The sequence below is a fragment of the Rhizobium sp. BK376 genome (genome assembly GCF_004341625.1).
GTDB lineage: Bacteria > Pseudomonadota > Alphaproteobacteria > Rhizobiales > Rhizobiaceae > Rhizobium.
In genome coordinates this window covers 147,563-172,786 of the sequence record NZ_SLZG01000005.1, presented here as the reverse complement: position 1 = coordinate 172,786, position 25,224 = coordinate 147,563, and the positions used below count along the sequence as shown (strand labels likewise).

The 25,224-nt window shown below is 60.0% G+C and carries 23 protein-coding genes; 5 read left to right on the top strand and 18 right to left on the bottom strand.

The window, feature by feature from the left end; translation table 11 throughout:
* The first annotated feature begins 314 nt into the window (after window positions 1-314).
* Window positions 315-899 (top strand): cation transporter, encoded by a 585-nt coding sequence (locus EV561_RS15280; RefSeq protein WP_132522885.1) that lies wholly within the window; start codon window positions 315-317, stop codon window positions 897-899.
* 18 nt (window positions 900-917) lie between these two features.
* Here the strand turns inward: EV561_RS15280 and EV561_RS15275 are convergent, their stop codons facing one another.
* Genes EV561_RS15275 through EV561_RS15250 form a run of 6 tightly spaced genes read right to left on the bottom strand, consistent with a single transcriptional unit; the run spans window position 918 to window position 6,894 of the window.
* Complete coding sequence (locus EV561_RS15275) at window positions 918-1,826, bottom strand: metallophosphoesterase (protein ID WP_132522883.1); 909 nt, start codon at window positions 1,824-1,826, stop codon at window positions 918-920.
* Window positions 1,827-1,856: 30 nt separating this feature from the next.
* A complete protein-coding gene (locus EV561_RS15270) occupies window positions 1,857-2,678 on the bottom strand; it encodes a class I SAM-dependent methyltransferase (protein WP_132522881.1) in 822 nt (273 codons plus the stop codon).
* A complete protein-coding gene (locus EV561_RS15265; protein WP_132522879.1) occupies window positions 2,675-3,934 on the bottom strand; it encodes an ABC transporter substrate-binding protein in 1,260 nt (419 codons plus the stop codon). Before EV561_RS15265 ends, EV561_RS15270 begins: the two co-directional genes overlap by 4 nt.
* A 19-nt stretch (window positions 3,935-3,953) precedes the next feature.
* Window positions 3,954-4,787, bottom strand: coding sequence for a carbohydrate ABC transporter permease (locus EV561_RS15260; protein WP_132522877.1), 834 nt, complete (start codon window positions 4,785-4,787; stop codon window positions 3,954-3,956).
* On the bottom strand, window positions 4,784-5,734 hold the full coding sequence (locus tag EV561_RS15255; protein ID WP_245512678.1) for a sugar ABC transporter permease: 951 nt from the start codon (window positions 5,732-5,734) through the stop codon (window positions 4,784-4,786). Before EV561_RS15255 ends, EV561_RS15260 begins: the two co-directional genes overlap by 4 nt.
* On the bottom strand, window positions 5,731-6,894 hold the full coding sequence (locus EV561_RS15250) for an ABC transporter ATP-binding protein (protein ID WP_132522875.1): 1,164 nt from the start codon (window positions 6,892-6,894) through the stop codon (window positions 5,731-5,733). The genes EV561_RS15255 and EV561_RS15250 overlap by 4 nt, the downstream gene beginning before the upstream one ends.
* Before the next feature lie 177 nt (window positions 6,895-7,071).
* Here EV561_RS15250 and phnF point away from each other — a divergent pair, with 177 nt between their 5' ends.
* Window positions 7,072-7,815: a phosphonate metabolism transcriptional regulator PhnF gene (gene phnF / locus EV561_RS15245; protein ID WP_165927812.1), complete on the top strand. Its 744-nt coding sequence runs from the start codon at window positions 7,072-7,074 to the stop codon at window positions 7,813-7,815.
* A gap of 64 nt (window positions 7,816-7,879) precedes the next feature.
* Window positions 7,880-9,274 carry a tetratricopeptide repeat protein gene (locus EV561_RS15240; RefSeq protein ID WP_165927811.1) on the top strand — a complete coding sequence of 465 codons (1,395 nt, stop codon included), beginning with the start codon at window positions 7,880-7,882 and terminating at the stop codon, window positions 9,272-9,274.
* A gap of 14 nt (window positions 9,275-9,288) precedes the next feature.
* Here the strand turns inward: EV561_RS15240 and EV561_RS15235 are convergent, their stop codons facing one another.
* The 3 genes from EV561_RS15235 to EV561_RS15225 form a co-directional block, all read right to left on the bottom strand.
* Window positions 9,289-10,284 (bottom strand): ABC transporter permease, encoded by a 996-nt coding sequence (locus EV561_RS15235; protein ID WP_132522869.1) that lies wholly within the window; start codon window positions 10,282-10,284, stop codon window positions 9,289-9,291.
* Window positions 10,285-10,313: 29 nt separating this feature from the next.
* A complete protein-coding gene (locus EV561_RS15230; protein WP_132522867.1) occupies window positions 10,314-11,855 on the bottom strand; it encodes a sugar ABC transporter ATP-binding protein in 1,542 nt (513 codons plus the stop codon).
* A 107-nt stretch (window positions 11,856-11,962) separates the two neighbouring features.
* Window positions 11,963-12,925: a sugar-binding protein gene (locus EV561_RS15225; RefSeq protein WP_132522865.1), complete on the bottom strand. Its 963-nt coding sequence runs from the start codon at window positions 12,923-12,925 to the stop codon at window positions 11,963-11,965.
* 468 nt (window positions 12,926-13,393) lie between these two features.
* Here EV561_RS15225 and EV561_RS15220 point away from each other — a divergent pair, with 468 nt between their 5' ends.
* Window positions 13,394-14,479, top strand: a complete 1,086-nt coding sequence (locus EV561_RS15220) for a LacI family DNA-binding transcriptional regulator (RefSeq protein ID WP_245512689.1) — start codon at window positions 13,394-13,396, stop codon at window positions 14,477-14,479.
* Between the two features lie 37 nt (window positions 14,480-14,516).
* Here EV561_RS15220 and EV561_RS15215 read toward each other — a convergent pair whose 3' ends face one another.
* The 9 genes from EV561_RS15215 to EV561_RS15185 all read right to left on the bottom strand — a co-directional run bounded on the left by EV561_RS15215 (window position 14,517) and on the right by EV561_RS15185 (window position 23,236).
* A complete protein-coding gene (locus tag EV561_RS15215; protein ID WP_132522861.1) occupies window positions 14,517-15,575 on the bottom strand; it encodes a LacI family DNA-binding transcriptional regulator in 1,059 nt (352 codons plus the stop codon).
* Between the two features lie 10 nt (window positions 15,576-15,585).
* Window positions 15,586-16,431 carry an ABC transporter permease subunit gene (locus EV561_RS15210; protein WP_245512677.1) on the bottom strand — a complete coding sequence of 282 codons (846 nt, stop codon included), beginning with the start codon at window positions 16,429-16,431 and terminating at the stop codon, window positions 15,586-15,588.
* Window positions 16,428-17,249 carry an ABC transporter permease subunit gene (locus EV561_RS15205; protein WP_132522859.1) on the bottom strand — a complete coding sequence of 274 codons (822 nt, stop codon included), beginning with the start codon at window positions 17,247-17,249 and terminating at the stop codon, window positions 16,428-16,430. Before EV561_RS15205 ends, EV561_RS15210 begins: the two co-directional genes overlap by 4 nt.
* A 264-nt stretch (window positions 17,250-17,513) precedes the next feature.
* Complete coding sequence (locus tag EV561_RS15200; RefSeq protein ID WP_245512676.1) at window positions 17,514-18,353, bottom strand: extracellular solute-binding protein; 840 nt, start codon at window positions 18,351-18,353, stop codon at window positions 17,514-17,516.
* A 252-nt stretch (window positions 18,354-18,605) separates the two neighbouring features.
* Window positions 18,606-18,971 carry a TOBE domain-containing protein gene (locus EV561_RS37860; protein WP_245512675.1) on the bottom strand — a complete coding sequence of 122 codons (366 nt, stop codon included), beginning with the start codon at window positions 18,969-18,971 and terminating at the stop codon, window positions 18,606-18,608.
* Window positions 18,898-19,416 carry an ABC transporter ATP-binding protein gene (locus EV561_RS38400; RefSeq protein WP_281025527.1) on the bottom strand — a complete coding sequence of 173 codons (519 nt, stop codon included), beginning with the start codon at window positions 19,414-19,416 and terminating at the stop codon, window positions 18,898-18,900. The genes EV561_RS37860 and EV561_RS38400 overlap by 74 nt, the downstream gene beginning before the upstream one ends.
* A 5-nt stretch (window positions 19,417-19,421) precedes the next feature.
* Window positions 19,422-19,736 carry an ATP-binding cassette domain-containing protein gene (locus EV561_RS38395; protein ID WP_281025526.1) on the bottom strand — a complete coding sequence of 105 codons (315 nt, stop codon included), beginning with the start codon at window positions 19,734-19,736 and terminating at the stop codon, window positions 19,422-19,424.
* 261 nt (window positions 19,737-19,997) lie between these two features.
* Window positions 19,998-21,803: an ABC transporter ATP-binding protein gene (locus EV561_RS15190; protein ID WP_132522857.1), complete on the bottom strand. Its 1,806-nt coding sequence runs from the start codon at window positions 21,801-21,803 to the stop codon at window positions 19,998-20,000.
* Between the two features lie 341 nt (window positions 21,804-22,144).
* The gene (locus EV561_RS15185) at window positions 22,145-23,236 is read right to left on the bottom strand and encodes a helix-turn-helix domain-containing protein (RefSeq protein ID WP_207910539.1); all 1,092 of its coding nucleotides are present in this window, start codon (window positions 23,234-23,236) and stop codon (window positions 22,145-22,147) included.
* 123 nt (window positions 23,237-23,359) lie between these two features.
* On the opposite strand from EV561_RS15185, the gene EV561_RS15180 reads away from it, so the two are divergent.
* Window positions 23,360-24,988 carry an ABC transporter substrate-binding protein gene (locus EV561_RS15180; protein WP_132522853.1) on the top strand — a complete coding sequence of 543 codons (1,629 nt, stop codon included), beginning with the start codon at window positions 23,360-23,362 and terminating at the stop codon, window positions 24,986-24,988.
* Window positions 24,989-25,224 lie beyond the last annotated feature (236 nt).

Genomic DNA, 25,224 nt, shown 5'->3' with positions numbered 1-25,224 from the left:
GTATCGCTTTCCGCCGCTCTTCTGCTCGCCTACCTGCGATATGGCGCGCCTGGTTTTCAATGAGCAAGAATGTACACCTCCGCACAGATGGTATCTGGACGGTTGTCATGGATCGACGGATCAGTTCCGTTGTTCAAGAGCAGGGTATCGAAAATCCATTCGACGCCTCCTCGCGGCATCGTTCATACCGGTGGCGAGCAGCGATGCCAACGAAACAGGTTGGGAAGCGTTTCCAAATGAGCTATGGCGTCGTTGAGATCAGCTGTGGATCTCTCGTTGAGATTCGAGGTGTGCAGAATTTCATGAAAACGGAAATGAACCGACCGCTCCGTCGTATAGTTCTCGTCGTGGCGCTTTTAAACCTGGCTTACTTCGGGATCGAATTTGCGGTTGCGCTGGCGATAGGGTCCGTATCGCTTTTCGCGGACAGCGTTGATTTCCTCGAAGATGCTTCAATCAATTTGCTCATCGTGGTCGCGCTTGCGTGGACTGCCCGATCGCGTGCCCAAGTGGGCATGCTGCTTGCCCTGATTTTGCTCGTTCCCGGCCTGGCGACTGCCTGGACGGCCTATGAGCGCTTCATGAATCCGGTGCCGCCGCAGCCTCTTGCCCTTGGCCTGGCCGGTTTGGGCGCATTGGCAGTGAATGTCACCTGCGCGCTTTTGCTGACCGCATATCGGCATCATAGCGGAGGTTTGACACGAGCCGCCTTTCTGTCGGCGCGAAATGACGTCTATGCGAACCTTGCAATCATCGCAACCGGCCTCGTCACCGCGTTTGTCTGGCATTCCGTGTGGCCGGATATCGTGGTGGGCCTTGGCATTGCCGCGATGAACGCCGATGCGGCATGGGAGGTCTGGGAGGCCGCGCGTGAGGAACATCGCACGGCCGAAGCGTGAAATTTGCCGATCGGCAGTTCAGCTCTGCTGGCCATCTGCAAGAGTGAGGCCGCGGAGCGGTTCTGCGTGATAACGAGCGTGGAAGGTTTCAGGAGCCCGCATCCAGTTTCCGACATCGATGTTGAGGAAGCGGTCCGGCTCGACGAATTCGTGGCTGTGTTTATCTCCAGCGAGCGTGTGGACGAGATAACCGGTGCGGCGGATGCCATGCAGGGGATGGAGCAAACCGTCGCGATCGATGACGAAGGCCGTTGACGGCGCCCAAATCTGGTCGAGACCCTCCCATGATGCCGTCTTGTAATCGTGGATGTGGCCGCTGCAGATCAGCGCGTTTCCGGCTGACGACAGGGTGTCCTTCAATCGGGCTCGATGCTCGGGATAGAGCGCGCTCTGGGTCATGGCCGTTTCGTCGGGTTGGCGCACGTAGAGCGGCTTGTGTTTGAAGACCATCAGGCGGCGTCCTGCTGCACTCGCGACAACCTCCTCGATCATTGCCTGTTGCTGCGCTTCGCCGTCGAGACCGCTTCCCGGAAGCATCGAGTTGAGGCCGACCAGCCGCCAGTGGCTGCCGATGTCGCGAGACCAAAAATCAGGCCCGAAATACCTGACAAAGGCGTCGCAGCGGGCGGCGGTGATCGCCGTTTCGCCGCCGCGCACGTCAGGCAGACTGTTGCCGATATCGTGATTTCCCGGCGTGAAGAGAACCGGGCCTCGGATACGCTCGAACTGCTGCGCTGCAAAGACAAGCTCGTCTTCAAATTCTGCGCCTTCTATCGACATGTCGCCGGTGCAGACGATGAGATCGTAGGTCTCCGCGTTAAGCAATTCTACGAGCACTTCCCAATTGTGCTGAAAGAAGGGCCGGCGACGACCGAGATGCGGATCGGAAATCTGGATGATGCGGAACTGATCGGCAGTCATTTGCATAGAAAAACTCGTTGCTCGTAGAGAATGATATCAGGCGGCCGGATCGTCGGCCCGCGTGGCTGTGACGACGCGGGTTACGTAGTCGATCGGCAGGATGCCACCGTCGGAGTGAGCATCCATCAGCCGCGCCAGCCTTTCGAGATAAGCGGTTTCGCTGATTGCAGCGATGGCGCGCTGGGTGATCGTCGAGGAAAGGCTGAAGCTGACGAAATCCTTTTCCGAAAGCGTGGTGCGCCATTCGAAATCCTGCGTCATGACCGACGAGACCCCCTCATGCGCAGAGAGTTCTGCGGCAACGTCGAGCGCCCGACACTGCCCCTCAGGAGCAGGAAAGGTGCCTCGGCGATAGTTGCCCACGGTGGATTCATGCAGGTCCTCGTAGGCAGCCAGCCAATCGCTGTCCCACCATCGGCGGATATTCTGAAGGATGACCAGGCGGCCACCCTTTCCGAGGCACCGGAAGGCCTCGGCGTAAAAGACCGGCCGGTCGAACCAGTGGGCTGCGGTGGCGGCCGTAACGATTGCAACCGTTTCATCGTCGAAGGGCAGTTTCTCCGCCGAACCGATCTGGAACGTGACGTTGCCCAGATGACCCGAGGCGGTCTGCGCCATGCGCCGCATGTCTGCGCTCGGCTCGAGGCCGATCACCTCGGCTTGCGGCACGGCACGGGCGAGTTGACGGGTGAAGATGCCGGTGCCAGCTCCCACGTCGACGACAAGGCCGGTCGTTCCGGCGAGATCTGCAATTGATACATCCGGATAGCTCGGGCGTGCTTCGTTGTAGTTGGAAGCCAGCCCCTCATAGGGGCTGGCGGCTGCGTCCTGTGCGGTATTGGTTTCAGTCGAGGTCATGGCAGCAGAGCCTGGACGTCGCGGTTCATGGCAGAGGCAGTCTCCGTGGCGGTCTTTTTGCCCATGACGACCGCTTCGAGATGGTTCTTGATGACGTCGATGATCTTCAGGCCGTTCGGTCCTGGAAATGCGTACCAGCCGGTGAGGATGGGGATCTGCTTGATGCTGGTCTGATAATTTGGCTGCGATGCATAGTAGTCGCCGAGCAGATCGGCCGTCTGGATGGCGATATTGTTGCTCGGCAGGTAGCCGGTGTGGCGTGCCATGATCGTCTGGCCGATCGGACCGGTGGCGAACTTGATGTACTTCCAGACCGCCTTCTGCTTTTCGGCATCCTTCGTCAGCATGACCGCCGCATTGCCGCCGGCCGGCAGCTTGGCGTCGGCTGATGGCAGCGGGAAGGGATAGGTCCGGAACTGGAAATTCTTGCCAATCATCGTCGTTGCCTTGCCGAGATTGGAACTGGAGTCGCCGAAGATGGCAATCTTGCCGGCCGCGAAAGCCGGTCGTGCCTGGGCGGACGGAAGATTGGGCATGCCGGCCTTGGCGAAGCTTTCCAGCGTTTCCAGTGTCTTCATTCCGGCGGGGCTGTCGAGCGTGGCGGTCTTTTCATCGGCGCTCAGCATCTGGCCGCCATAGCTGAAGTCGAGGCTCTGGAACATCCAGTTACCGGTGACGTCCCACTGGAAATAGAAACCCGTCACGCCCTTTGCCGGGTCGTTGAGCTTCTTGCCGAGTGCCACCATGTCCGCCCAATTGGTCGGGAAGTGATCCGGATCGACGCCTGCCGCCTTTACGAGATCCAGATTGACATAGACGAGCGGTGTCGAAACGGCAAAGGGGATGGCGTAGTAGCGATCTTTCAGCGTCCCGATGCGCAACATGCCGGCGTCGTAGCCGAGTTTCTCCGCGCCGCCATCGGCCTCGATGAAACTGTTCAGCGGTACGGCAAGGTTGCGATCGACCAGACTGCGGATCAGATTCTGGCCCTGGAAGACGACATCAGGCAAATCGCCGATCAGCGCGCCGCGGAGCAGGTTCTGTGTCGCGGTCTCATAGCTGTCGGCAGGTGCCAGGAAGCTGATCTTGATGCCGGGATTCTCCGCTTCGAAACGAGTCTTGATTTCCTCGTGGGCCTCGGCGGTGGTGCGGTCATTGGCATAGAGAACATTGATCGTGGTGTCTGCGGCGTGGGCGAACCCGGCCGTCAGGCCGAGCAGACCTGCAAGCGCGATGGATCTGGCAAAGGTTTGCATGAAAAACTCCGTGCTGAATCTATTTGAGTGAAGAGGAAGCGAGCCCTTCGATGAACCACCGCTGGGCGAGAACGAAGGCAAGGAGAAGCGGCAATACGATGACCACTGCGCCGGCCATGAGCGGACCGAAATCATAGCCCGCCTCGACATTTCTGAAGGCGGCTGCGCCCAGCGAGGGCGGCATGAGATCTCTGGTCTTGATGACGATCGACGGCCAGAAGAGGTCGTTCCAGTGGGCGACTACCGAGAAAATCGAAAAGGCGATGAGCGCAGGCACCGCCATCGGCACCATGATGCGCCAGACGATCGCGAATTCGGAAAGACCATCGAGCCGCGCGGCCTGGACGATGTCGTCCGGGATCGACTTGAACGACTGGCGAAACAGGAAGATGCCGAAGGGGGAGACGATGAAAGGCAGGATCAACGCGGCATAGCTGTCGAGAATGCCGAGCTTGTAGCAGAGGATGAAGAGCGGCAGCGCGAGCACCTGATGCGGCAGCAGAAGTCCGATAAGCACCAGGCCGAAAAGCAGGTCGCGGCCAGGAAATTTCAGCTTTGCGAGCGCATAAGCACAGGGCGCGCAGAGGAGGATTTGCAGGACGAGTATGGCGAAGCAGACGAGGCCGCCATTCAGCATGAAGCGTGCCAATGGCGCAGCCTTGAGCGCCTTGCTGTAATTCTCGTAGGCATCCCAATGCTGCGGCAGCAGAGCGAAGGGCGAGCCGAAGATTTCTTCCGGTGGCTTCAGCGAGAGGCTGAGCATCCAGATGAAGGGAACCAGCGCAAAAAGGGTCGTCGGCAACAGGGCCGCATGCCGGCCGAGGCCGCCGAGATAGGAGCGGGAAGGGCTCATGAATAATGCACCCTTCTGTCCATGATGCGGGCCTGGACGAGCGTCAGCGTGACGACAATTGCCAGGAAGACGATGGTGACGGCAGCGCCGTAGCCGGTGCGCAGATAGTTGAAGCCTTCACGATAGAGCGTGTAGAGCAACACGTCCGACGCGTGGTTCGGCCCACCCTGGGTAAGGATTTGGACCGTGTCGAAGACCCTGAAGGCATCAAGGGCGACGACGATCACGACGAACATTGTCGTCGGCCCGAGCATGGGCAATGTCACCGTTCTTAGCCGATCAAGCCAGAGATCGGCGCCGTCGACGCTCGCTGCGTCATAGAGATCCCCAGGGATTGCCTTGAGACCCGCGAGAAACAGCACCATGGCGAAACCGAGATTCTGCCATATGCCGATGACGGCGAGCGACGCGAGCACGGTGTTTTCATTGCGCAGCCAGTTGGCGGTCGGAAGACCAAGGGCAGCGAAGACGTGATTGACCAGCCCGATTGTCGGATGGAGAAGTCCTTCCCAGGAAATCGCCATGGCGGCGAGCATGGCCATGTAGGGAAGGAAGTGCACTGCCCTGTAGAAGGACCGCAGACTCTCGCCGCTCTCGACCAGAATTGCGACCAGCAGGCCGAGAATGACGGTCGCAGGCACAACGATCAACACGTAGACGAACGTGTTTGCGATGGACGTACGAAAATCCGGATCGTCGAATACCGCGCGGAAATTGGCCGATCCGACAAAATTCAGGCTCGTTGCGCCGAACTGCCAGTCGGTAAGGGCAATGCCGAACACGCACAGAACAGGCAGGATGAAGAGCGCGATCAGCGCGAGCGTTGCGGGCCCGGCGAGCATCAAGGCCGCCATCATTTCGTGGAGCGCCACAGCTTTCGCCGCAGCGCTGGAGACGCCGTTTGGCGAAGATTGCTCCTTCACCATAATGTCTGCCGTGACCGTCATCGGACATACCCCCGAACCGTCACGATCTCTGCGCTCGGCCTGAGGCGTCGCCCGGTCTTATCGAAGACCAGCAAGCGGTCAGGCGCGACCGTCATTTCAAGCATCCTGCCAATTGCAGCCTCCGATGTCTGTTCCACCGGCAGGCGTGCGATGAGCGGCTCTTCGAGGCCTTCGGCGTCAAGATGCACGAAGAGGTCGGAACCGAGATGTTCGACAAGGCGGACGCGTCCGCGAAAGGCATCCTTACCGTCGCGAGCGCCGAGCTGGAACGCTTCGGGCCTGATACCAAGCGTCAGCGCCGTTCCCGCTGGCTGGCCGACTATCAGCGGCAACGCCATGCCAGCGGCCTCGACCCGACCACGCTCGCGGACAACTGCCGTCAGCATGTTGATCTTCGGCGAGCCGACGAATTCCGCAACGCGCCGATCTGTCGGATCGGCATAGATGTCCTGCGGCTTGCCCACCTGCAGCAGCTCGCCGTCGAGCATGACAGCCACACGGTCGGACAGCGTCATGGCTTCTGCCTGGTCATGCGTGACGTAGACGAAGGTGACGCCGAGCCGTTTATGCAGTTCCTTGATTTCAGTGCGCATCTGGACGCGCAGCTTGGCATCCAGATTCGAGAGCGGCTCGTCCATCAGGAAGACAGTGGGATCACGGACCATCGCACGCCCGACCGCCACTCTCTGTCGTTGCCCGCCGGAGAGTTGCCCGGGTTTGCGACCGAGGAGATGGCCGATGCCGAGCGCATTGGCAGTGGTGGCAACGGCAGCATCGATCTCGGCGCCGGTCCGACTTGTACCGGGAAGAAAACGACCGATGAGCGGCAGGCGTTGCCCAGCCGAAAGGCGTCTCATCCTGAGCGGCAACGCCATGTTGGCAGCGACCGTCATGTGCGGATAAAGCGCATAGGACTGGAAGACCATGGCCACGTCGCGGGCGCGAGGGCGCAGGCCATCGACGTTCCTGCCGCCGATGGAAAGGCTTCCGCCATCCTGGACGTCCAGCCCGGCGATAATCCTCAAAAGCGTCGACTTTCCGCAGCCGCTCGGCCCGAGCAGCGTCAGGAATTCGCCATGCGCAATGTCGAGCGAGACGTCGCGAAGCACTGGCGTCAGGCCATAGTTCTTCGTCAGATTGGATAGACTCAGTTCGGCCATGTCGCGATTGTCCGCAGCTCACTCAAAATTGTCTTTGACAGAAATCTGTCTAGACAGATTTTGTTTCAGCTTCGTGACAATGGCCTGCTAGATACCAGCGGCAAATTGAATGGTTTCGGGTGGCGTCCGGTCGCCATAATATGACGGCGAGTCGACCAGAGAATGACGGGTGCAGGAATGGCAGCGGAACAGGTGCGGCATGACGGGCGAGACGGGCCGCTATGGAAACAGATCGAGGCGGCTCTCTTACAACAGGTGAAGGACGGGCGTTTCAAGGGAAACGGCCGGCTTCCATCGGAGTTCGATCTCGCCGAGGAATTCGGCGTCAATCGGCATACGGCGCGCCAAGCGATCGCAGCTCTGGTGCAGCGGGGCCTGCTGTTCAAGCGGAAGGGCGGCGGCTCCTATGTCGTTCCGGAGATGCTGGACTATGAAATCGGCGAGCGGACGCGCTTTAGCACCAATGTCGCAGCACAGGGCCGCGAACCGGCCCACACGCTCATCGTCGTCGACGAACGGCCGGCCCACGGCAAGGCGGCCGAGACGCTGAACATGGCCGAAGGCGACCTCGCCGTTTTTATCTCATTGATCGGCGAAGCCGACGACATCCCGATTTCCGTGGCCGAGACCTATCTTTCCGCCGAGCGGTTTCCGGGTTTCGGGGAGAGATACCGGGAAAATTACTCGATGACCAAGGCTTTGGCGCACTACGGCGTGACCGATTACCGACGCGACGTAACGCGCTGCACTGCCAGGATGCCATCGCCGGAGGATGTGAAACATCTGAAACAGTCGGATTCATCGCCGGTGTTGTTCGTGGAGAGCGTCGACATCGATCTGGAAGGACGGCCGATCGTCTACCACGAAACCCGCTACGCAGGAGAGCGGGTGCAGTTTGTCATCCGGCGCGGCGATCTGTGAGCGGCGACAGTATAAGAAAAATCGGCGGTCGACATGAGTGGCGATCGGCCGGATGGAGTGTGGCGTGACGTCAGAGACTTTTCCCGCGGATATTGAAACGACCGGGGATCGGCCGGACATAGCCCTGATGTTCCGCGAGGCCACCTTATTGGCGGCCAATGGTCGATATGACGAGGCGAAGCAGGGTTACCTGGCGATCCTTGCCGTGGATATCAATCATTTTGGAGCCCTCAACGACCTCGGCAATCTTCTCGAGAAGACCGATTTTCGCAGCGCCGCGCGTCTTGCCTATGCTGAAGCAGTGAGGCGGCACCCGGACAATGTCATCGGCCGTGTCAACTATGCCAATTCCCTGATCGCAAATGGTGAATACACCGAGGCGGGCGCCGAACTCGAAGTCGCGCTTCGTCTCGCTCCCGATCATCCCGACGTCCATCGCAGCATGGCCCATCTCCTGCAGAATCTCGGTGATTGGGAAGCTGCTGAAGACCATCGGCAGAAAAGCTATCGGCCCGCCGAGCTGACCTTTCAGCCCTATCGAGGCGAAGGTGTGCCGTGCCAGGTGCTCGTTCTGGTGTCGGCCGTCGGCGGAAATATCCCGACGCGCTTCGTGCTCAGCGACAAGCTGTTCGCGGTCTCTATGCTTGTCGTCGAAGGCTTCGACACGGCAACACCGCTTCCGCCGCATCAGGTCATCTTCAACGCCATCGGCGATGCCGACATCTGTCAGGCCGCACTCGATGCGGCCGACCGCGTCCTGGCTTTGGGTAAAGCCCCCGTTGTCAATCCGCCGGATCGCGTTCGTGGGACGGACCGAATTTCCAATGCCAACCGCGTGAGGAACCTGCCGCATGTCAGGGCACCCCGCATGGTGCTGGTCAAACACGCTCAGGTGCCGGAACAGGCTGAAATCTTCGGCTATCCCCTGCTGCTGCGCAGCCCAGGCTATCACACTGGACGATACTTCCGAAAAGTTGACTGCGGCGCCGATCTGGATGCGGCTCTCGCCGAGCTGCCGGGCGAACATCTGCTGGCGATCGAGTATCTCGATGCCCGAGACGCGGAAGGGCAGGCGCGCAAATACCGGGTGATGATGATCGGCGGCGAACTCGTCCCGCTGCATCTGGCGATTTCACGCGACTGGATGGTGCACTATTTCACCGCTGACATGGCCAAGCATCAGCGTTACCGCGACGAAGAGGCAGCCTTTCTCGCCGATATGCCGGCGGCGATCGGACAAGGGGCAATGGAGGCTCTGGAGAGCATACAGACCACTCTTGGCCTTGACTACGGCGGCATAGACTTTGCGATCGACGAGAATGGCGATCTGCTCTTCTTCGAAGCCAATGCCACCATGATCATCATGCCGCCACCGGATGAACCGATCTGGGATTACCGACGAGCACCGATCGCGCGCGCCATTGCTGCGGCCAGTAGCATGATTGCCGATAAAGCTTAGAGCGTTGCCCGCTGTTATTCAGCGGGCGCCCGGGCATCCTGTTGCCGAGCTGCCGAAACCAGCCGGCGCTGCGCGCGGATCGCGTTCCATTGCTGGTCGATGAGTACGCCGATCAGGATGACGCCGCCCATGACGGCAAAGTTGAGCGACGAAGGAATGCCGAGCAGGTTGACGAGGTTCTGCAGTTCCTGCAGCAGAACCGTACCGAGGATGACGCCAATCAGCGAGCCTTCGCCGCCGCGCAGCGAAAATCCGCCGAGCACGGCCGCGGCGATCGCATAGAGTTCGTAGAATTGAGCGTGGCTCGCCGGCGAGATCGAGCGGGTGTACATGGCAAAAAAGATGGCCGAGAGCGCCGTCAGCACACCGCAGATGATATAAGCGATCGTCACCATCTTTCCGGTGCGGATACCGGAATATTTGGCAGCCTCCTCGTTCTTGCCAATGGCATAGAGATAGCGGCCGAAGACGGAGCGATGCAGCACGACCCACATAACAATCGCGATGATCAGCAGCGCAATAAATGTGTTGGGAATGCCGTATGGCCGGCCGGCGGTCAGGAATTCCAAAGAAGGGAAATTCTGGCCGAAGGCGAAGCCGGCGGTGCCATCAGCTGTGTAGAACCGCGCAGCACCGCGATAGATCAACAGGCCGCACAGCGTCACGACGAAGGGCTGAAGATTGAGCCGGGTAATGAGCCAGCCGTGGATCGCGCCGAGCACGCCGCCAAGCGCGAGGATAACCACAAGCGCCTGCGCCCACGGCATGTTCTGATTGGCGACGAAATCGATGAACAGCACGCCGAGCAGGGCCACCATCGAGCCGACGGAGAGTTCGATGCCGCCGGTGATGATGACGAAGGCCTGGCCGATCGACAATATCCCGAAAAGGCCGATGAGGTTCGACGTGTTGGCAAGGTTGATCGGCAGCAGAAAGCGCGGATTGATGAGCGTCACGACGATGCCGACGACGATGATCAACAGGAGCAGTCCCAAATCTTTCTTACTCATCGGATATCCATTCGATTTGGCCGCGGCCGTTAGTGTATCGCTTTGCCGACGGCCAGCAGAAGCACGTTCTCCTGGCTGAAGTCGTCCTTATCCAGAATGCCTGATATCTGCCCCTCATGCATAACCGCGATGCGATCGGAGACGCCGATGACCTCCTCCATGTCGCTGGAGATCATCAGGATCGCCACGCCAACATCCGCGAGATTGCGCATCAGCGTATAGATCTCGCTCTTGGCGCCGATGTCGATACCCCGTGTGGGTTCATCGAAGATCATAACCTTGGGGTTCATCGCCAGCCATTTTGCCAAAACGACCTTTTGCTGATTGCCGCCCGAGAGCGTGCCGGTGCGGGTTCCGACCGAGGGTGCCTTGATGGAGAGCCGCTTGCGCTGGACTTCGGCGGCCGCAGTCTCCCGCTCCGAAGACACGAGGAACCGGCTGGCATGAGCGGGAAGGTTGGGCAGGGAGATGTTCTGGGCGATCGGCAGATCGAGAAGAATGCCGCTGAGCTTGCGATCCTCGGGCACGAGGAAGATGCCGGATGCGACCGCCTTTGTCGCCGAGGTCAGCTTTATGTCCTTTCCGTCCATTTCAGTCGTGCCGCCGTAGCTCCTGTCGATGCCGAAGAGCACGCGGGCAAGCTCCGTCCGGCCCGATCCGACGAGGCCGGCGAGGCCCAGAATTTCACCATATCTGATGTCAAGATTGACCGAATGGCCGGGATAGGCCGCGGTCCTGAGGCCGGAGATCTTCAGCGCCGTCTTGCCCGGTGCTCGGCTCGCCTCCACATTGCGCGCCGCGAGCGCGCGGCCGATCATAAGCTTGACCATGCGGTCGTGGTTGATGTCGCTCTTTTGCAGCGTGCCGACGAGATTGCCGTCACGAAGCACAAGAACGCGGTCGGCGACGCGCTCGATTTCATGCAGCCGATGGGAGATGAAGATGACGCTGATGCCCTCGGCTTTCAGCGCATCGATGACGGCCAGCAATTTTTCCGTCTCGGCCAGCGGCAGGCTGGAGGTGGGTTCGTCGAGAATGACAAGGCGCGCATTGATGGAGAGCGCCTTGGCGATCTCGACCATCTGTTGCTGGGCAAGCGATAGCGATGCGACCGGCGTATCGGCCGAGAAATTCGCGCCAACGCGCTTCAGCAAAGGGGCGACCAGTTGGCGCAGGCGGGCGCGATCGACGAGCTTCAGCGGCCCTGCACGCAACGGCTCGCGGCCGAGAAAGATATTGGCTGCAACATCCAGATTTTCGAAAAGATTGAGCTCCTGGTGAACGAAGGCGATCCCCGAACCCAGGCTGCTTTCGACCGTCAGCGCGGCGTGCTCCGCACCGTCGATCGTGATTTTTCCCCGATCCGGCTTCACGACGCCACCGAGGATCTTCATCAGAGTCGATTTGCCGGCGCCGTTCTCGCCGACGAGGCCGATCACTTCGCCGGGACTGATCTCCATGGAAAAGCCGTCGAGCGCGACCACGCCCGGATAGGTCTTGCCGACCCCGGAAAGGCTGAGGAACGGCGATGCAGCTTCGGCCGAAGCCAAGGTATCGGAAAGTTCGTTCATGACGGATCCACAGCCTGCAGGGCTATCGGCACGATCTGGGCACCTGGCGGCAATCGACACATGAAACAGCGCCGGGGCTTGAAGCCGACGCTGTTCCTTTGCCGCATTTATTTGCCGGCCATTGCCTTCAGATTGGCAGCATACTTGTCGACATCGTCCTTGCCGATGATCACGGTTGGGATGATCTGCAGCTTGTTGGCCGGGATGGCCGACTTGTCGCCCTTGGTGTAGGCAGCCATCATCTTCATGCCCTGATAGGCCCAGAGGAATGGCTGCTGCACGACCGTGCCGGCGATCGTGCCTTCCTTGACGCCGCCGAGCGTGATCGGATCGTCATCGAAACCGACAACGGTGATCTGGCCGAGCTTGCCGGCTTCGTGCAGCGCTTCGTAGATTCTCGGTGTGTTGTAGGAATAGAAGCCGACCATGCAGGTGACATCAGGATTGGCGACGAGCGCGTCCTCGACATTCTTCTTGGCGCGAGTCTGGTCAATATCGTCGCCGCGCACATCCGTCAGTTCGATCTTCGTTCCGGCGATGCCGTCCTTCATGCCCTGGATGCGTTCCTTGGCATTGTCGGCGCCGAGCAGACCGACAAAGCCGATGCACTTGCCACCGTTCGGCATCGCCTTCTTGGCGATCTCAGCCGCCTGCTTGCCGGCATCGACGTTCGAGGAGCCGATATAGGCGATACGGTTGGTATTCGGCGCATCGCTGTCCGTCGTGAAGAGCGCGGTTTCGGAGGCGATCTTGTTGAGACCATCCGTCGAGGTCTTGGGATCTACGGCCGAAACCATGATGCCCTTGACGCCTGCTGAAACCAGGTCTTCCATCAGTCGCTGCTGGATCGCAACGGAGGACTGTTCGGGATACTTCAGTTCCAGATCGAAGTCCGGAAGTTCTGCCTGCGCCTTCTTGACGCCGGCTTCAGCGGCCTTCCAGAAGTCCGAAGCACCGTTGACCACGAAGGCCAGCGTCGGCTTGTCGGCAGCGTAAGAGGCTGTCGACATCGCGGTAGCCAGCATCAACCCCGCCGCAAAAACGGCAGCACCACGCAATGCATGTCTCATGATAGTCCCTCCCATAGACCCGTCTCCAGGGGTCCAGTTGCGAATTCGCGATCAACCGTCGTGCGAACCCCCTCCTAGGGTCTCTCGCAAAGCGAGATGAAGCGCAACGTCCAATCACGGAAGCAACGCTATACGACTAATTTTGATTAGTAAATAGAATTAGCAGCTTCGGAATACGAGATTTTTGCAAATAATCATATTATTGAAATTGCATCATAATTTAGTGAATTTTGAGAAATGTGTTAAAATTCCTCAATTTTTGCCGTTTATTTCGGCAGTGGTTGCCGATGTCTTGCGAATAATGCTAATAAAAATTAGCGCTATGGAGGGCGGCGCGAGCCGCGAGGCTTTCGCCCGAGGGGATGAGATAGTTTGATGAGAAGGACAATTGCCGCGAACAGTGACCGCGAGCCGGAGGACGGCAGGGAACCGAGGAGGCGAGGTCGGCGTCTCGGCAACAGGGTCACCATGACGGATATCGCCAAGGCGGCTGGATGCTCGCAGGCCGCCGTTTCGTTCGTGCTCAACAACACACCCGGCATGCGTCTCTCGCAGCAGACCCGCGACCGGGTCACCGAAGCAGCCCGCCAGCTTGGCTATGTCGCCCCCGTCTTTTCTACGCCGCCGGGGTTGGTCACCGCCTCAAAGCTCGACGGCATCATTGGCTTTGCGGTGGATCAGCTCGCCACAAGCCCCGAAGCGGTCGTTGCCATCGAGGGCGCACGCCAGGCGTCCTGGAATGCCGGAAACGTGCTGCTCGTTGCCCAGACCATGAGCGATCCCGTCATGGAGCCGCGTGCGATCAAGGCGCTCACCAGCAGTGGTATTTCGGCTCTGATCTACATGACGATCTTCACCCGCGAGGTGGAGATGCCGGACTATTTCCAGGACCTCAATATTCCGATCATCCTGCTCAATTGCTATACGGCCGACTATGCCTTTCCCGCCGTCGTCCCAAGCGAAATCGCCGGCGGCCAGACCTCCACCAAACATCTGATCGCGCATGGTCATCATCGGATCGCGACGATAACGGGCGAACCCTGGATGCAGGCAGCACAGGATCGCTTGACCGGCTATCGCCGGGCGCTCGCCACGGCCGATATTCCCTTCGATCCGGAATTGGTCATCGAGGGCGACTGGTCGGCCAGCGCCGGCTACTCGGCGACGATGAAGCTGCTTGCCCTTGCCGATCCTCCAACCGCGATCTTCTGCCAGAACGACCGTACCGCCATCGGATGCTACGAAGCGCTGAAGGAAGCGGGCCTGCGCATACCCGAAGACATGTCCGTGGTCGGCTATGACGACGAGGAAATCTCCCGCCATCTCGTCCCGCCGCTCACGACATCGATCCTCCCGCATCTGGCAATGGGGCAATGGGCGATCGAACATCTCGATACCTCGACTTCGCAACGGGAGCGCCGCTACCCGATCACGAAGCTGGAATGCTCACTCGTCAAACGCGCTTCCGTGACTACCCCAGCAGGCGTGCGCGTCGCTGCAGAGGCGAAGGCGGCCGGGCATCAGAGGGCGCGAGGAAAGCCGCCAGCTGCTTGAACGATTGTGCCCGCCCCTCCGTCGATTGGTCTGGGACCTAGCCGAGCTCTCCCTCTGCCGTTACAAAGCTGCCGCGGCTAACGAGGGCGGGGACGACACGCTCATTGGCTGGCGGCAGATCGGGATCCATCAAGCGCCGCTCGACAAGCTCCACTGCGCATTGAGCCATGATCTGCGGATCCTGGCGAAAGGTGGTTAGCCGGTAGCTGAGCCAGCCGGCTTCAGGAACGTCGTCAAAGCCGATAACGGCCACATCTTCGGGAATGCGCAATCCGACTTTCGCGCGCACGAAATCCATCAGGCCGAATGCGATCTGGTCGTTGGCGCAAAAGACGGCGTCAGGGCACGGCTGCTTTGAAAACAGAAGACGAGCAGCGCTTACGCCACCTTCGTAGTCGGAATCGGCGCCACGGCCGAGCGAGACCTCAAGGCCGAGTTCACGCCCCGCAGTTGTGAAGGCCGTCTCGCGCTCGGCAATACTCGGCGTGCCGGACAGAGAGCCGGCGACGGCCAATCGCCGACGTCCCTGCCGAAAAAAGGCTTCTGCCGCCTTGCGAGACGCCTCCGAATTGCCGGCGCGCACATGGTCAGCCCCCGGTTCCGAACGTCCGATCACCACCAATGGCTGGCCATTGCGATGTGCCAGTTCGAAAAAGCTCGCGGGCGGGGAGCCGGAAAGAATGATCGTCGCCTCAGCACGATGGCCGATCAATATCTTCTGGGCCGCGAGCATCTCTTCTTCGGTCTGCCCCGTGTTGATCAAGATCGGGACGCTGCCTCGCTGGATCAGCGACTTCGTAAGGGCGGCCACCAGATGCGCGCGGAAACCGACTTCCGGGCGCGTTGCAACGATGCCGACAAGACGGCTCTGGTTGGCAAGCACGCCGCGCGCGAGATCATTGACATGATAACCGAGCATATCGGCGGCGCGCAGCACCTTCTCGCGGGTTGCGGGCGCGACGCTGGCACCCGGCGTGAAGGTACGCGAAACCGCCGAACGGGATACGCCGGCGAGACGCGCCACCTGTTCGGCGCTGACAAATCGCATGCGCTCCCGGCGCGTCGGCTTGATGGAATTCGTCGCGTCGTCGGTCATTCCCGTTCCGTCAATGCCCGACCCTGGAGAGCACATCGGCCTTCAGGAATCGTTCGACGATCAACATAAAGGCGATGGATGGGACCAGCAACAGGAGGGCCGTGATCGAGGCGATCTGGTAGTTGCCGCCGGCACCGGCGGTGTAGAGCAGCAGCGGCAGCATATTGACGTCGGGCGCGCCGACGAAATAGCTGCCGGTGAATTCGTCGAGACTTTCCAGGAAGACGAAGATCGCGCTCGCCATCAGGCCCGGTGCGGCGAGCGGGAGGGTCACATCGAGGAAAGCACGCAAGGCGCCGGCGCCAAGCGAGCGTGCCGCCTGCTCGAGTTCCTGGTCGACCGCGGAAAAGGCCGCGGTCGCGATCCACACTGCATAGACTAGGCCATGCGACACATGCACCAGCACCACGCCAGGGATCGTGCCATTCAGACGAATTTCGTAAAAGATACGCGCGACGTTGACGTAAACCGTCAAATTGGGAAAGGCCTGCGGGATAAGGAAAGCGAGAAGGATAAGGCCGCGCAGCGGCAGCTTCACTCGTGCCAGCGCATAGCCGGCAGGAATGGCAAGCAACAGCGAGACGACCACCGTCAGCAGCGCAACGATCAGGGAATTGGTGAGCGATTCCACTGCCCCGCCACGCGGCGCGAACACGCGCGTCCAATAGCTGAAGCCATATTGCAGCGGCAGGTTATGCGGGAAATACCACTTCTCCGCCACGGTCCACAGCAGCATGTTGGCGATCGGACCGAAGATGAAGAAGGCCATCAGGCCGAAGATGATGCCACGCGGAAGCCACCAAAGAACGGCCGGGCGCCATTGCGGCACGCTGGTGGGTGAAGCCGATACCATCATGTGCGCTCCTTGATGTTCTGGCGGAGATAGATCCAGGCGACCGACGAGGCGAGCACCAGCGAGACGAGGCCGAGCGCATTGGCGACGCCGTAATCGCCATAGGTGTTGATGCGAAACGCGATGTCGGCGGTCAGCATGGTCGGTGACTGCGCATTGATCATCAGCGGTACGGACAGAACCGACATCATCGTCACGAAAGAGAGGATGAGGCCGACCGTCAGCGTCACGGCGACCTGCGGCACGACGATCTCGAAGAGCAACCGCAGGCGCGAGGCGCCGAGATTGCGCGCCGCCTCGATCGTGTCGCGGTTGATCGAGGCCATGGCGCCGGCCACCAGCAATGCCACGAAGGGCGTCTGCTTCCAGACGAAGGCGATGACGATACCGCGCCAGTCGAGCAGGCTGACGGCATCGAGCGGCGTCATCAGGCCGAGGCTGATCGCAACATTGTTCATCATGCCGTTCTTGGCAAGGAACGTGCGCAGGATCTGACCGACGACAATGAAGGGGACGAACATCGGCCAGCGATAGAGCCAGCGCAGGATTGCGACGGCGACCGGATGCTCGCCGAGCGTCAGATAGCCACCGATGGCGATCGAGGCGAGCCCGATCAGTATGGTCGAGAGGCCGACGATCAGCATCGAGAAGACGATGTCGTCGGTATAGAGATCAAAGGTCTTGTAGAAATTGCCAAGGCCATATCCACCCTCGACTTCAAAGGCGCCGACCGCTGACATGACCAGCGGCAGGATGAACAACAGCCCGATCACCGCCAGCGCGGGCAGCACGAGCAGGAGAGCGAGAAGACGTTTGGACATGGCGTTCGAACTCGAAGCGACAGCAATGACGGTTGTCTCTTCTTCCCGCCGGGGGATCGGGCAATCATTTGGAGAAAAAGACCCCTTCTGGCCTACCGGCCATCTCCCCCGCATGGGGGGGAGAAGACTCGCGGCAACCGCTCGTCCTCACTTGAGGTTTCGGCGGTGCGACGAGCTAGCCCTCCCCCTTGTGGCGAGGGTTGGGAGGGGTCTTTTTACTCGTGTGCGATTACCTGCTTCCCGCCCGGGAAGAAGAGGGATTTCTTACTTCACAGACTTCTCATAGGCTTCCAGGATCGCATCATTATACGGAGCGATCGGGAAAGGCTTGCCCTTGGTGGCGAGATCGTCCGGCGTGATGTCGACGAACAGCTTGTTCCAGGTCGCCTGGTCCAGCTTCGGCTTGACGAAGTTGGCGTCGATGCCCGGATACCAGTTGAACTGCTTGACGATGCCGTTCGCCTGAACATCAGGGCTGGTGGCGAGCGCGACGAACTTCTCCGCCAGGTCCTTATGGGCGGCCTCGGCCGGAACGACGTAATGCATCGGCTGGCCGGGCATGCCCGGAGCCGGCAGGACGAGTTTCAGGTCGGGCGACAGCTGGCCGTTGGCCTGCCAGGAGTAGAACATGTCGACCCAGACCGGACCCATGGCGATCTCGCCGCGGTTCAGCATGTCGAGCGTGCCTGCATTGCCTGGCGTCAGCGTGACGTTCTTGTTGAACTCGGCGAGGCTCTTGAAGGCATCGCCCCACTTGGTCGTTTCTTCCTGCTTGAACGGGCCGGTCATCAGGTTGTTGGCATCGCCCGCGCCGAAAGCGTAGATCCAGCCCATGACGAAGCTGACACCGGATGCGCCACCCTTGATGCCGTTATAGCCGAACTGCTTGGGATGCTGCTTGACCCAGTCGACAAGCTCGACATAGCTCTTCGGCGGATTCGGAACGACGGCAGGATTGTAGGCGATCGCCGTCTGGCTGTTGAACATCGGCATGACGTAACCGCCGACGTTGGAGCCGAGGGCGTTGTTGGCATTGTCGCGGGTGACGAGCTTGCCGGTGTCGATATCGCTGCGATACTTCTCGAGATAGCCCTTCTGGACCATGGCGCGTCGAAACGCTCCAGGATTTTCTGCGAGCCGGCATCGCCGGGGCCGGTGCCGACGGCGCGAACCGTGTTGCCCGGATAGGTCTTCTCGAAGAGCGGTCCGAGATACTGGTTGATGTAGTCGACCATGTTCTGGTCGCCGGCGGTAACGACCGTTAGCTCCTCGGCCTTCACGGGGAGGGCGGCAAGAGCGATGGCGATTGCTGCATAAGTCAATCTCTTCATGAGTAATTCTCCAAGAGTTGAAGGATCAGGCGTGAACTTCCCCGGCCGGTGCCCGGGAAATGGAGGAGACCGGCGCTGCGTCCGGCGGATTGAAAAGGAAGAGGGATTCGGCGGCGACATGGACATCGGCCTTCTCGCCGGGCGCAAACGCCCTTTCGGCATCGGCCAGGACTTCGTGTTCGCCGAGGTGTACGGCATGGCGCCAATGGCCGCCGGGATAGCTGACCGCTGTCACCTCGCCGTGGAAGACGACCTGGCCGGGAAGCGCCGCTTGGCCAGCCGGAACGAGCCTGCCCGCCTCGGGGCGGAACCGGGCCTCAACGATGCCGCTGACAAGCGGCCGGTCGAGCAGGGGGACGGCGGCAGCGAGATTGGCTGTCCCCCCCGCCAATAAGGAAACGATCGGTCTCGGCGGTTCCCTGCAGATACAGCACGTTTTCCGCGCCCATGAAAGCGGCAACGAAGGAGGAGGCCGGCCGATTGTAGACGTCTTCCGGAGTGCCCTGCTGGGCGATGCGGCCGGCATTGAGGATGACGATGCGGTCGGCCATGACCATCGCCTCTTCGCGGTCGTGCGTGACATGGATCGCGGTGATGCCGAGCCGCTTCTGCAGCACTCGCAATTCATGGCGCACGGTCAGGCGGATGCGGGCGTCGAGATTGGACAAGGGTTCGTCGAGCAACAGGATCTGGGGATTGACGGCGAGCGCACGGCCGAGCGCGACACGCTGACGCTGGCCGCCCGAAAGTGCCGCCGGCTTGCGGGCACCCAGCCCCTCCAGTCCGAGGAGCCTTTCGATGGCGGCGACCCGATCGTCGATCTCCCGCCGCGGCACACGCTTCAGCTTGAGGCCATACCGATGTTTTGCGCAACCGTCATATGCGGCCAGAGCGCATAGGATTGAAATACCAGCGCCATGCAACGCTTGTTGGGTGGCTCGTCGGTCACAATGCGATCATCGACGCGAACCTCGCCGGCCGACGGTTTGACAAAACCAGCCAGCACGCGAAGCAGCGTTGTCTTCCCGCATCCCGAGGAGCCGAGCAAAGCAACGAATTCGCCACGGCCGACGGAGAGATTGATGTCGCGAAGAATCGCCGCCGAGCCATACGAGCATGTAACATCATGCAGCGTAAGAAACTGCTCTCGGCTCATCGCGATCCCCTCTTTGCACAGCTGTGCAATCCGGGTTGATTTCTATTGCTGCCGATTAACAGCCTGATGACATCGATTGGATTTCTGCATCACGCAGCGGCAATTACCGGGGCGTTCCTTCCGCACCTGTGAACGGATGTTTGAGACCATAGCCTGCATCGTCCTTTCGCGGTCCGCAAAGCCCGTTCCGGACATTCCCGTCCGGAACACCACTTCGAGACTGCGGACAACACCTGTCTGTCCTCCCTGGAAACACCGGCCTTAGCTCGCGATGCCCCTTGTCAGCTCCAGCGCCTGGCGCTCGAATAGCCCGCGATAGATCCCGCTCTTGCGGCGAATGAGGCTGGCATGGGTGCCCTCTTCGGCGATCTGTCCATGCTCGAAGACCAGCAGCCGGTCGAGCGCGCGCACGGTCGACAGCCGGTGAGCGATGACGAGTGTCGTGCGGCCTTCCATCAGCCTCTCCATTGCCTGCTGGATGAGCATCTCCGATTCCGAATCGAGGCTCGAGGTCGCTTCGTCAAGAATCAGGATCGGTGCATCGGCCAGGAATGCGCGGGCGATGGCGATGCGTTGCCGTTCGCCGCCGGAAAGCTTGATGCCGCGTTCGCCGACGAGCGTCGCATAACCCTTTGGCAACGCCTCGATGAAATCATGGGCGCTGGCAAGCCGCGCAGCCGTCCTGATCTCCGCCTGGGTGGCCGTCGGCCGCGCATAGGCGATATTTTCGGCCAGCGAGCGGTGAAACAGGATAGGTTCCTGCTGCACGATGGCGATCTGGCGGCGAAGGGATGTCTGCGCCACTTTCGATATATCCTGCCCGTCGATCGACACAGCGCCCTGGTTGACGTCGTGCAGGCGCTGGATCAGCTTGACGAATGTCGTCTTTCCCGAGCCGGAATGGCCGACGAGACCAACCCGCTCGCCCGGTTCGATGGTGACCGAGAAGTCCCTGTAAAGCGGCGCATGATGGTTGCCATAGTGAAAGGTGACATGATCGAACGTGATCAGGCCCGCCTTCACATGGAGGGCTGGCGCGCCCGGAACGTCTTCCACGCCCAAAGGCTGCGCATGGATGGTGACGAGTTCCTCCATGTCGTTCACCGAGCGCTGCAGGTTGCGGATATGCATGCCGATTTCACGCAGATAGCCTTGAAGGATGAAGAAAGCCGTCAGTACGAAGGTGATGTCGCCGGCATTGGCCTTGCCATTGGCCCAAAGCCAAAGGGCAAGGCCCAGCACGCAGCCGCGCAACAGGGTAAGCAGCGCGTTCTGCGAGGTACCGTTGAGGGTCGCCCGTGACCAGGTGCGCGCCGTGCGATCCTGCCACTTGCGGATCACCGAGGAGAGACGCTTGTCTTCCCGGTCCTCGGCACCAAAGGCCTTGACTACGGCATTGCAGGTCACGGCATCGGCGAGCGCGCCGCCAAGGCGTGTATCCCAGCTATTGGCCATGCTGGCCATCGGCGCGACATAGCGCAAAGCCATGGTCGCGGTGAACGCGATGAACAACACGGATCCGACGCCGACCAGCAACCCCATCACCGGCCAATACCATGTCATCAGAATGGTCGAGCCAATGAGCATCACCAGCGACGGGAACAGCGCAACGAAAACGGTATCGTTGAGCAGGTCGAGCGCCCACATGCCGCGAGTCACCTTGCGAACGGTGGAGCCGGCAAAGCTGTTGGCATGCCAGTCGCTGGAAAAGCGTTGAATATGAAAGAAGGAATCCGCTGCGATCTCCGACATCGACTTCAGCGTGAAGCCAATGATCGCCGTGAATGTGACCTGCCGCAAGATGACGGCGCCGATCGACAATGCCATCAGCCAACAGAAGGCGTTGAAGGCGTCGTTCCACGTTGTGACGTCGCTCGCCTGGCCCGACACCACGGCATCGACCAGCCGGCCGGAGAATAGGGGTGTCAGCACATCGGCAAGTGTCGACAGCATCGCTGTGAACAACATGAAAGAGGCGCAACCAGGCTGATGCTTCCAATGAGCCCAGCAATAGCGGAAAACGCTGCGAAAAGCCCCGCCGCGGCGGGATTTGAATCCAAGAGACATTGATGTATCCGGCTTTCGCCGGCCCCGTCATAATGAAATGGATGTCCGCGCAAAACCGCGCGAAATGGTTTGGTGGGGAACGATCGACCGGAAGGTTAACACTAGTCCATCAGGTTCTGTCGCGTTGGAAAACGCCGACGGCTTCAGGCGATAGTCGCGGAAACCACTGGGGAGTTGGAAAAATTAGCCATCGAAAACCCCCTAGAACCGTGTTGATGATGATCAACCCTAGATCGGTTGTGCCCGCGCGCCAAGTCAAATCTGGCGAAATTTTCGACTAAGCTTCGAGATGCGGCATAGTTGCAACATCGGTCAGACCGATCATGTGCCTGCAAGTGACGTCAATACAAATTGCGCCCGTACATGGCAGACTTATTTTTGGCGAAATCGCTTCGATATTCCTGCGGGCTCTTCTGATAGACGGCACGAAATGCACGGTAATAGGCGGAAGGGGTCGCAAAACCGCTCGCCAATCCTGTCTCCTGAATGCTCATCGAACTATAAAGAAGCAGTTCTTTTGCATGCTGCAGCCGGAAGGCCATGTACATCTTTTTGGGATTGGTATTGAGATACCGTCGAAAAAGATACTGAAGCTCGCGCGCTGAAACACCGCATCGCTCGGCCACCGTCTCCATATCCAGGGGATCTTCAACCGTTTCCTGCATGATGCGTTGCGCCCGCAGCAAGGTCGGATTGGCCAGCCAGGACTGCCCGTTCACCATGTCTCGCTGACGTGTCTCCGGTGCACGGGGCGCCGTATAGACCAACTCGTTGCAAACGAGATGATAGAGCGTATCGCCACTCATTCTTCTCAGCAGCGACATCGAGCAATCCAGGCTCGCTGCCTGCCCCGCACATGTCGACCTGTTCCGATCCGTCACATAAAGCTGCTCGACGATGCTGCTGCCGGGAGACAGTTCTTTCAGCGAGGCCATCCCGGTCCAATGGCCGGTTGCGGTGTAGCCATCGAGCAGCCCTGCCTCGGCAAGCACGAGCGGTCCCGTATCCATTCCGCAAAGATGCGCGCCGCTCGCCGCCTGTCTGCGAAGCCAGCGAAAGAGCTTTCCCTTGGCGTCGTCGGCAACCGTGTAGGTTATCATCAGTATGACGAGATCGTATTTTCTCGTGTCCTCCAAGGTCGTCGTCAGCGGTACGGCAATGTCCATGCTCGTCGGCGCTTCAGCCGGATCGGCGGATAGAAAGTCGATGCTGAAGAGGTGCGCTTTTCCGACCCTGTTTGCCGCCCGGAACGGTTCGACGGCGACGAGAATACTGTGAAGCGACGGTTCTCTACCGATGATTACGGCGATCGATTTTTTCCGCTCCGCCCCTGCGGGAAGCGTACTGACCAGGCTGTTGGTGTCGTCCATTTTCCAACCGAAAGACGTCGCAAACATGTTGCGCACAGCAATAATCTTCTTCGTAAATTGCACGATATGGTTCGTATTTGTCAATCTCGTCCGCTGGGATCGATGCCATTATCCCTGCGCGCAAACAACATCAGGCAAGCAAGATTGTTGCGCTTGGACCCCATTGGTGGAACGGGAGAATATTAGATGTCATTTGTAAGGTCGGATATTTCCTTAGGGAAAACACGCCGCCGGACGGCTTCGGTTGCGCTCGCTGCGGCGCTTCTTGCCTCGGTCTTCGGGGCCCCGATCGCAGGTTTTGCGCAGGATGCCGGCAAGCCCGTCGTCATTGCTCGCGATATGGATCTCAACTCGCTCGATCCATCCAGAGCAACCTGCGACACCTGTCAGATCTACCTCAGCTCTGTCTATGATCGCCTGGTCGATCTTTCGCCGGACAATAAATTGGTCCCCATGATTGCGAAAGAGTGGAGCACGAGCGATGACCAGAAGGTCGTGACGTTCAAGCTCGATCCTGCCGCCAAGTTTTCCGACGGCTCGCCCGTCGAGGCCAAGGACGTCAAATGGACCCTCGAACGACTGAAGAACTTGAAGGGAGGCATGGCCTACCTCTTGGACAATGTGAAGTCGATCGACGCGCCCGATGCCGCAACCGTCGTCATCACCCTTTCGGTGGCAGATTCGGAATTCGTTGGCTCGCTGACCGCTCCCTATACGGGCATCATCAATTCCGACGTCGTCATGGCCCATGGCGGCGATGCGGATGCGGACGCAAGCACCAAGGACAACGCCGAACAGTGGCTGCTGGCCAATTCGGCAGGCGCCGGCCCCTATACTCTGTCGAGCTACAGCCCCAACAGTGAACTGCGCCTGAAGCGGAACGAGAATTACTGGCGGAAGAAGCCCTCGGTCGGCGAGTTCGTCTTCCTTCAGAGCAAGGATGCCGTCAGCCAGACGCAGTTGCTGCAAAACGGCAGCGCCGACATCGCCATGCAGGTCGATCCGACCACGGCAAAGGACATTACCGACCCCAATATCGTGGTCGAGACCAAGCCGTCCTTTAACATGGTCTATCTCGCCGTTAGCCCTGGTGCGAAGAACCTGCCGCATCCGCTGGACGCAAAGATCCGTGAGGCGATTGCCAGCGCGATCGACTATGACGGGATCATCGATCTGACCGTCGACGGCAAGGGCAAGCGCCTGAGTTCTCCCCTGCCGATCGGTTTCCCCGGCGGCGGCGTCGGCGAGCCGATCAAGCACGATGTCGAAAAGGCGAAGAAGTTGATGGCCGAGGCGGGCGTTGCCGATGGCTTCACGCTGAACGCGACCTATCCGAACGTCAATCAATACGGCGTCGACTACTCGCTGATGATGCAGAAGGTCCAGCAGGACCTGGCTGAAATCAACATCAAGCTCGATCTGCAGCCGGTCGAATTCTCCGTCTGGCGAGAAAAGATCAACGCGGACGGTATTCCTGTGACGGCTGTCTTCTTTGCGCCGGACTACTACGGTTCGTCGCAATATGCGCAATATTTCGCGATGATGGACGGCAGCGTCTGGTACAAGCGTTCCGGCGGCAAGAATGATCCGACGCTCGCCAATCCGGAAACGCCGAAACTTCTTGCCGAAGCCCTGTCTGCAAAGGGCGACGAGAGCAGCAAGTTGTTCGGTAAGCTTGGCGAGATGATGGCGAATGATCGCGTGATCCTGCCGATCGTCAGTCCCGATGCCGTTTTCGTTTCCCGTAAAGGCGTCAGCGGTCTGCGTTTCTCGGCCTGCTGCAATATCGTACTCTCGGACATCACGGCCAAGTAAGGACCTGATGTCGCCGATCAAGAACCTACCGGAGGCTTAGGCCTCCGGTGCGTGGGCGCTGGTTGTCTCGGATCTAAATCGTCTTCCCGAGAAGGGGATCGACGTCGTCATCGTTGGCGAAGCCGTGCCAATGTGTACCATCGGCTCCGTGCGCCTGACGCGGGGTTCGAAACCCTCGCTATTCCTCGTCCGTGTTTCTGGCATGGTTGCAGGCCGACGAGGGAAAATAACAAGGA

What these genes read in the sequence shown, in the direction of transcription:
- EV561_RS15280 (WP_132522885.1), top strand. Translation starts at nt 315, where the DNA reads ATGAACCGACCGCTCCGTCGTATAGTTCTCGTCGTGGCGCTTTTAAAC.
- EV561_RS15275 (WP_132522883.1), bottom strand. Translation starts at nt 1,826, where the DNA reads ATGCAAATGACTGCCGATCAGTTCCGCATCATCCAGATTTCCGATCCG.
- EV561_RS15270 (WP_132522881.1), bottom strand. Translation starts at nt 2,678, where the DNA reads ATGACCTCGACTGAAACCAATACCGCACAGGACGCAGCCGCCAGCCCC.
- EV561_RS15265 (WP_132522879.1), bottom strand. Translation starts at nt 3,934, where the DNA reads ATGCAAACCTTTGCCAGATCCATCGCGCTTGCAGGTCTGCTCGGCCTG.
- EV561_RS15260 (WP_132522877.1), bottom strand. Translation starts at nt 4,787, where the DNA reads ATGAGCCCTTCCCGCTCCTATCTCGGCGGCCTCGGCCGGCATGCGGCC.
- EV561_RS15255 (WP_245512678.1), bottom strand. Translation starts at nt 5,734, where the DNA reads ATGACGGTCACGGCAGACATTATGGTGAAGGAGCAATCTTCGCCAAAC.
- EV561_RS15250 (WP_132522875.1), bottom strand. Translation starts at nt 6,894, where the DNA reads ATGGCCGAACTGAGTCTATCCAATCTGACGAAGAACTATGGCCTGACG.
- phnF (WP_165927812.1), top strand. Translation starts at nt 7,072, where the DNA reads ATGGCAGCGGAACAGGTGCGGCATGACGGGCGAGACGGGCCGCTATGG.
- EV561_RS15235 (WP_132522869.1), bottom strand. Translation starts at nt 10,284, where the DNA reads ATGAGTAAGAAAGATTTGGGACTGCTCCTGTTGATCATCGTCGTCGGC.
- EV561_RS15230 (WP_132522867.1), bottom strand. Translation starts at nt 11,855, where the DNA reads ATGAACGAACTTTCCGATACCTTGGCTTCGGCCGAAGCTGCATCGCCG.
- EV561_RS15225 (WP_132522865.1), bottom strand. Translation starts at nt 12,925, where the DNA reads ATGAGACATGCATTGCGTGGTGCTGCCGTTTTTGCGGCGGGGTTGATG.
- EV561_RS15220 (WP_245512689.1), top strand. Translation starts at nt 13,394, where the DNA reads ATGACGGATATCGCCAAGGCGGCTGGATGCTCGCAGGCCGCCGTTTCG.
- EV561_RS15215 (WP_132522861.1), bottom strand. Translation starts at nt 15,575, where the DNA reads ATGACCGACGACGCGACGAATTCCATCAAGCCGACGCGCCGGGAGCGC.
- EV561_RS15210 (WP_245512677.1), bottom strand. Translation starts at nt 16,431, where the DNA reads ATGATGGTATCGGCTTCACCCACCAGCGTGCCGCAATGGCGCCCGGCC.
- EV561_RS15205 (WP_132522859.1), bottom strand. Translation starts at nt 17,249, where the DNA reads ATGTCCAAACGTCTTCTCGCTCTCCTGCTCGTGCTGCCCGCGCTGGCG.
- EV561_RS15200 (WP_245512676.1), bottom strand. Translation starts at nt 18,353, where the DNA reads ATGGTCCAGAAGGGCTATCTCGAGAAGTATCGCAGCGATATCGACACC.
- EV561_RS38395 (WP_281025526.1), bottom strand. Translation starts at nt 19,736, where the DNA reads ATGAGCCGAGAGCAGTTTCTTACGCTGCATGATGTTACATGCTCGTAT.
- EV561_RS15190 (WP_132522857.1), bottom strand. Translation starts at nt 21,803, where the DNA reads ATGTCTCTTGGATTCAAATCCCGCCGCGGCGGGGCTTTTCGCAGCGTT.
- EV561_RS15180 (WP_132522853.1), top strand. Translation starts at nt 23,360, where the DNA reads ATGTCATTTGTAAGGTCGGATATTTCCTTAGGGAAAACACGCCGCCGG.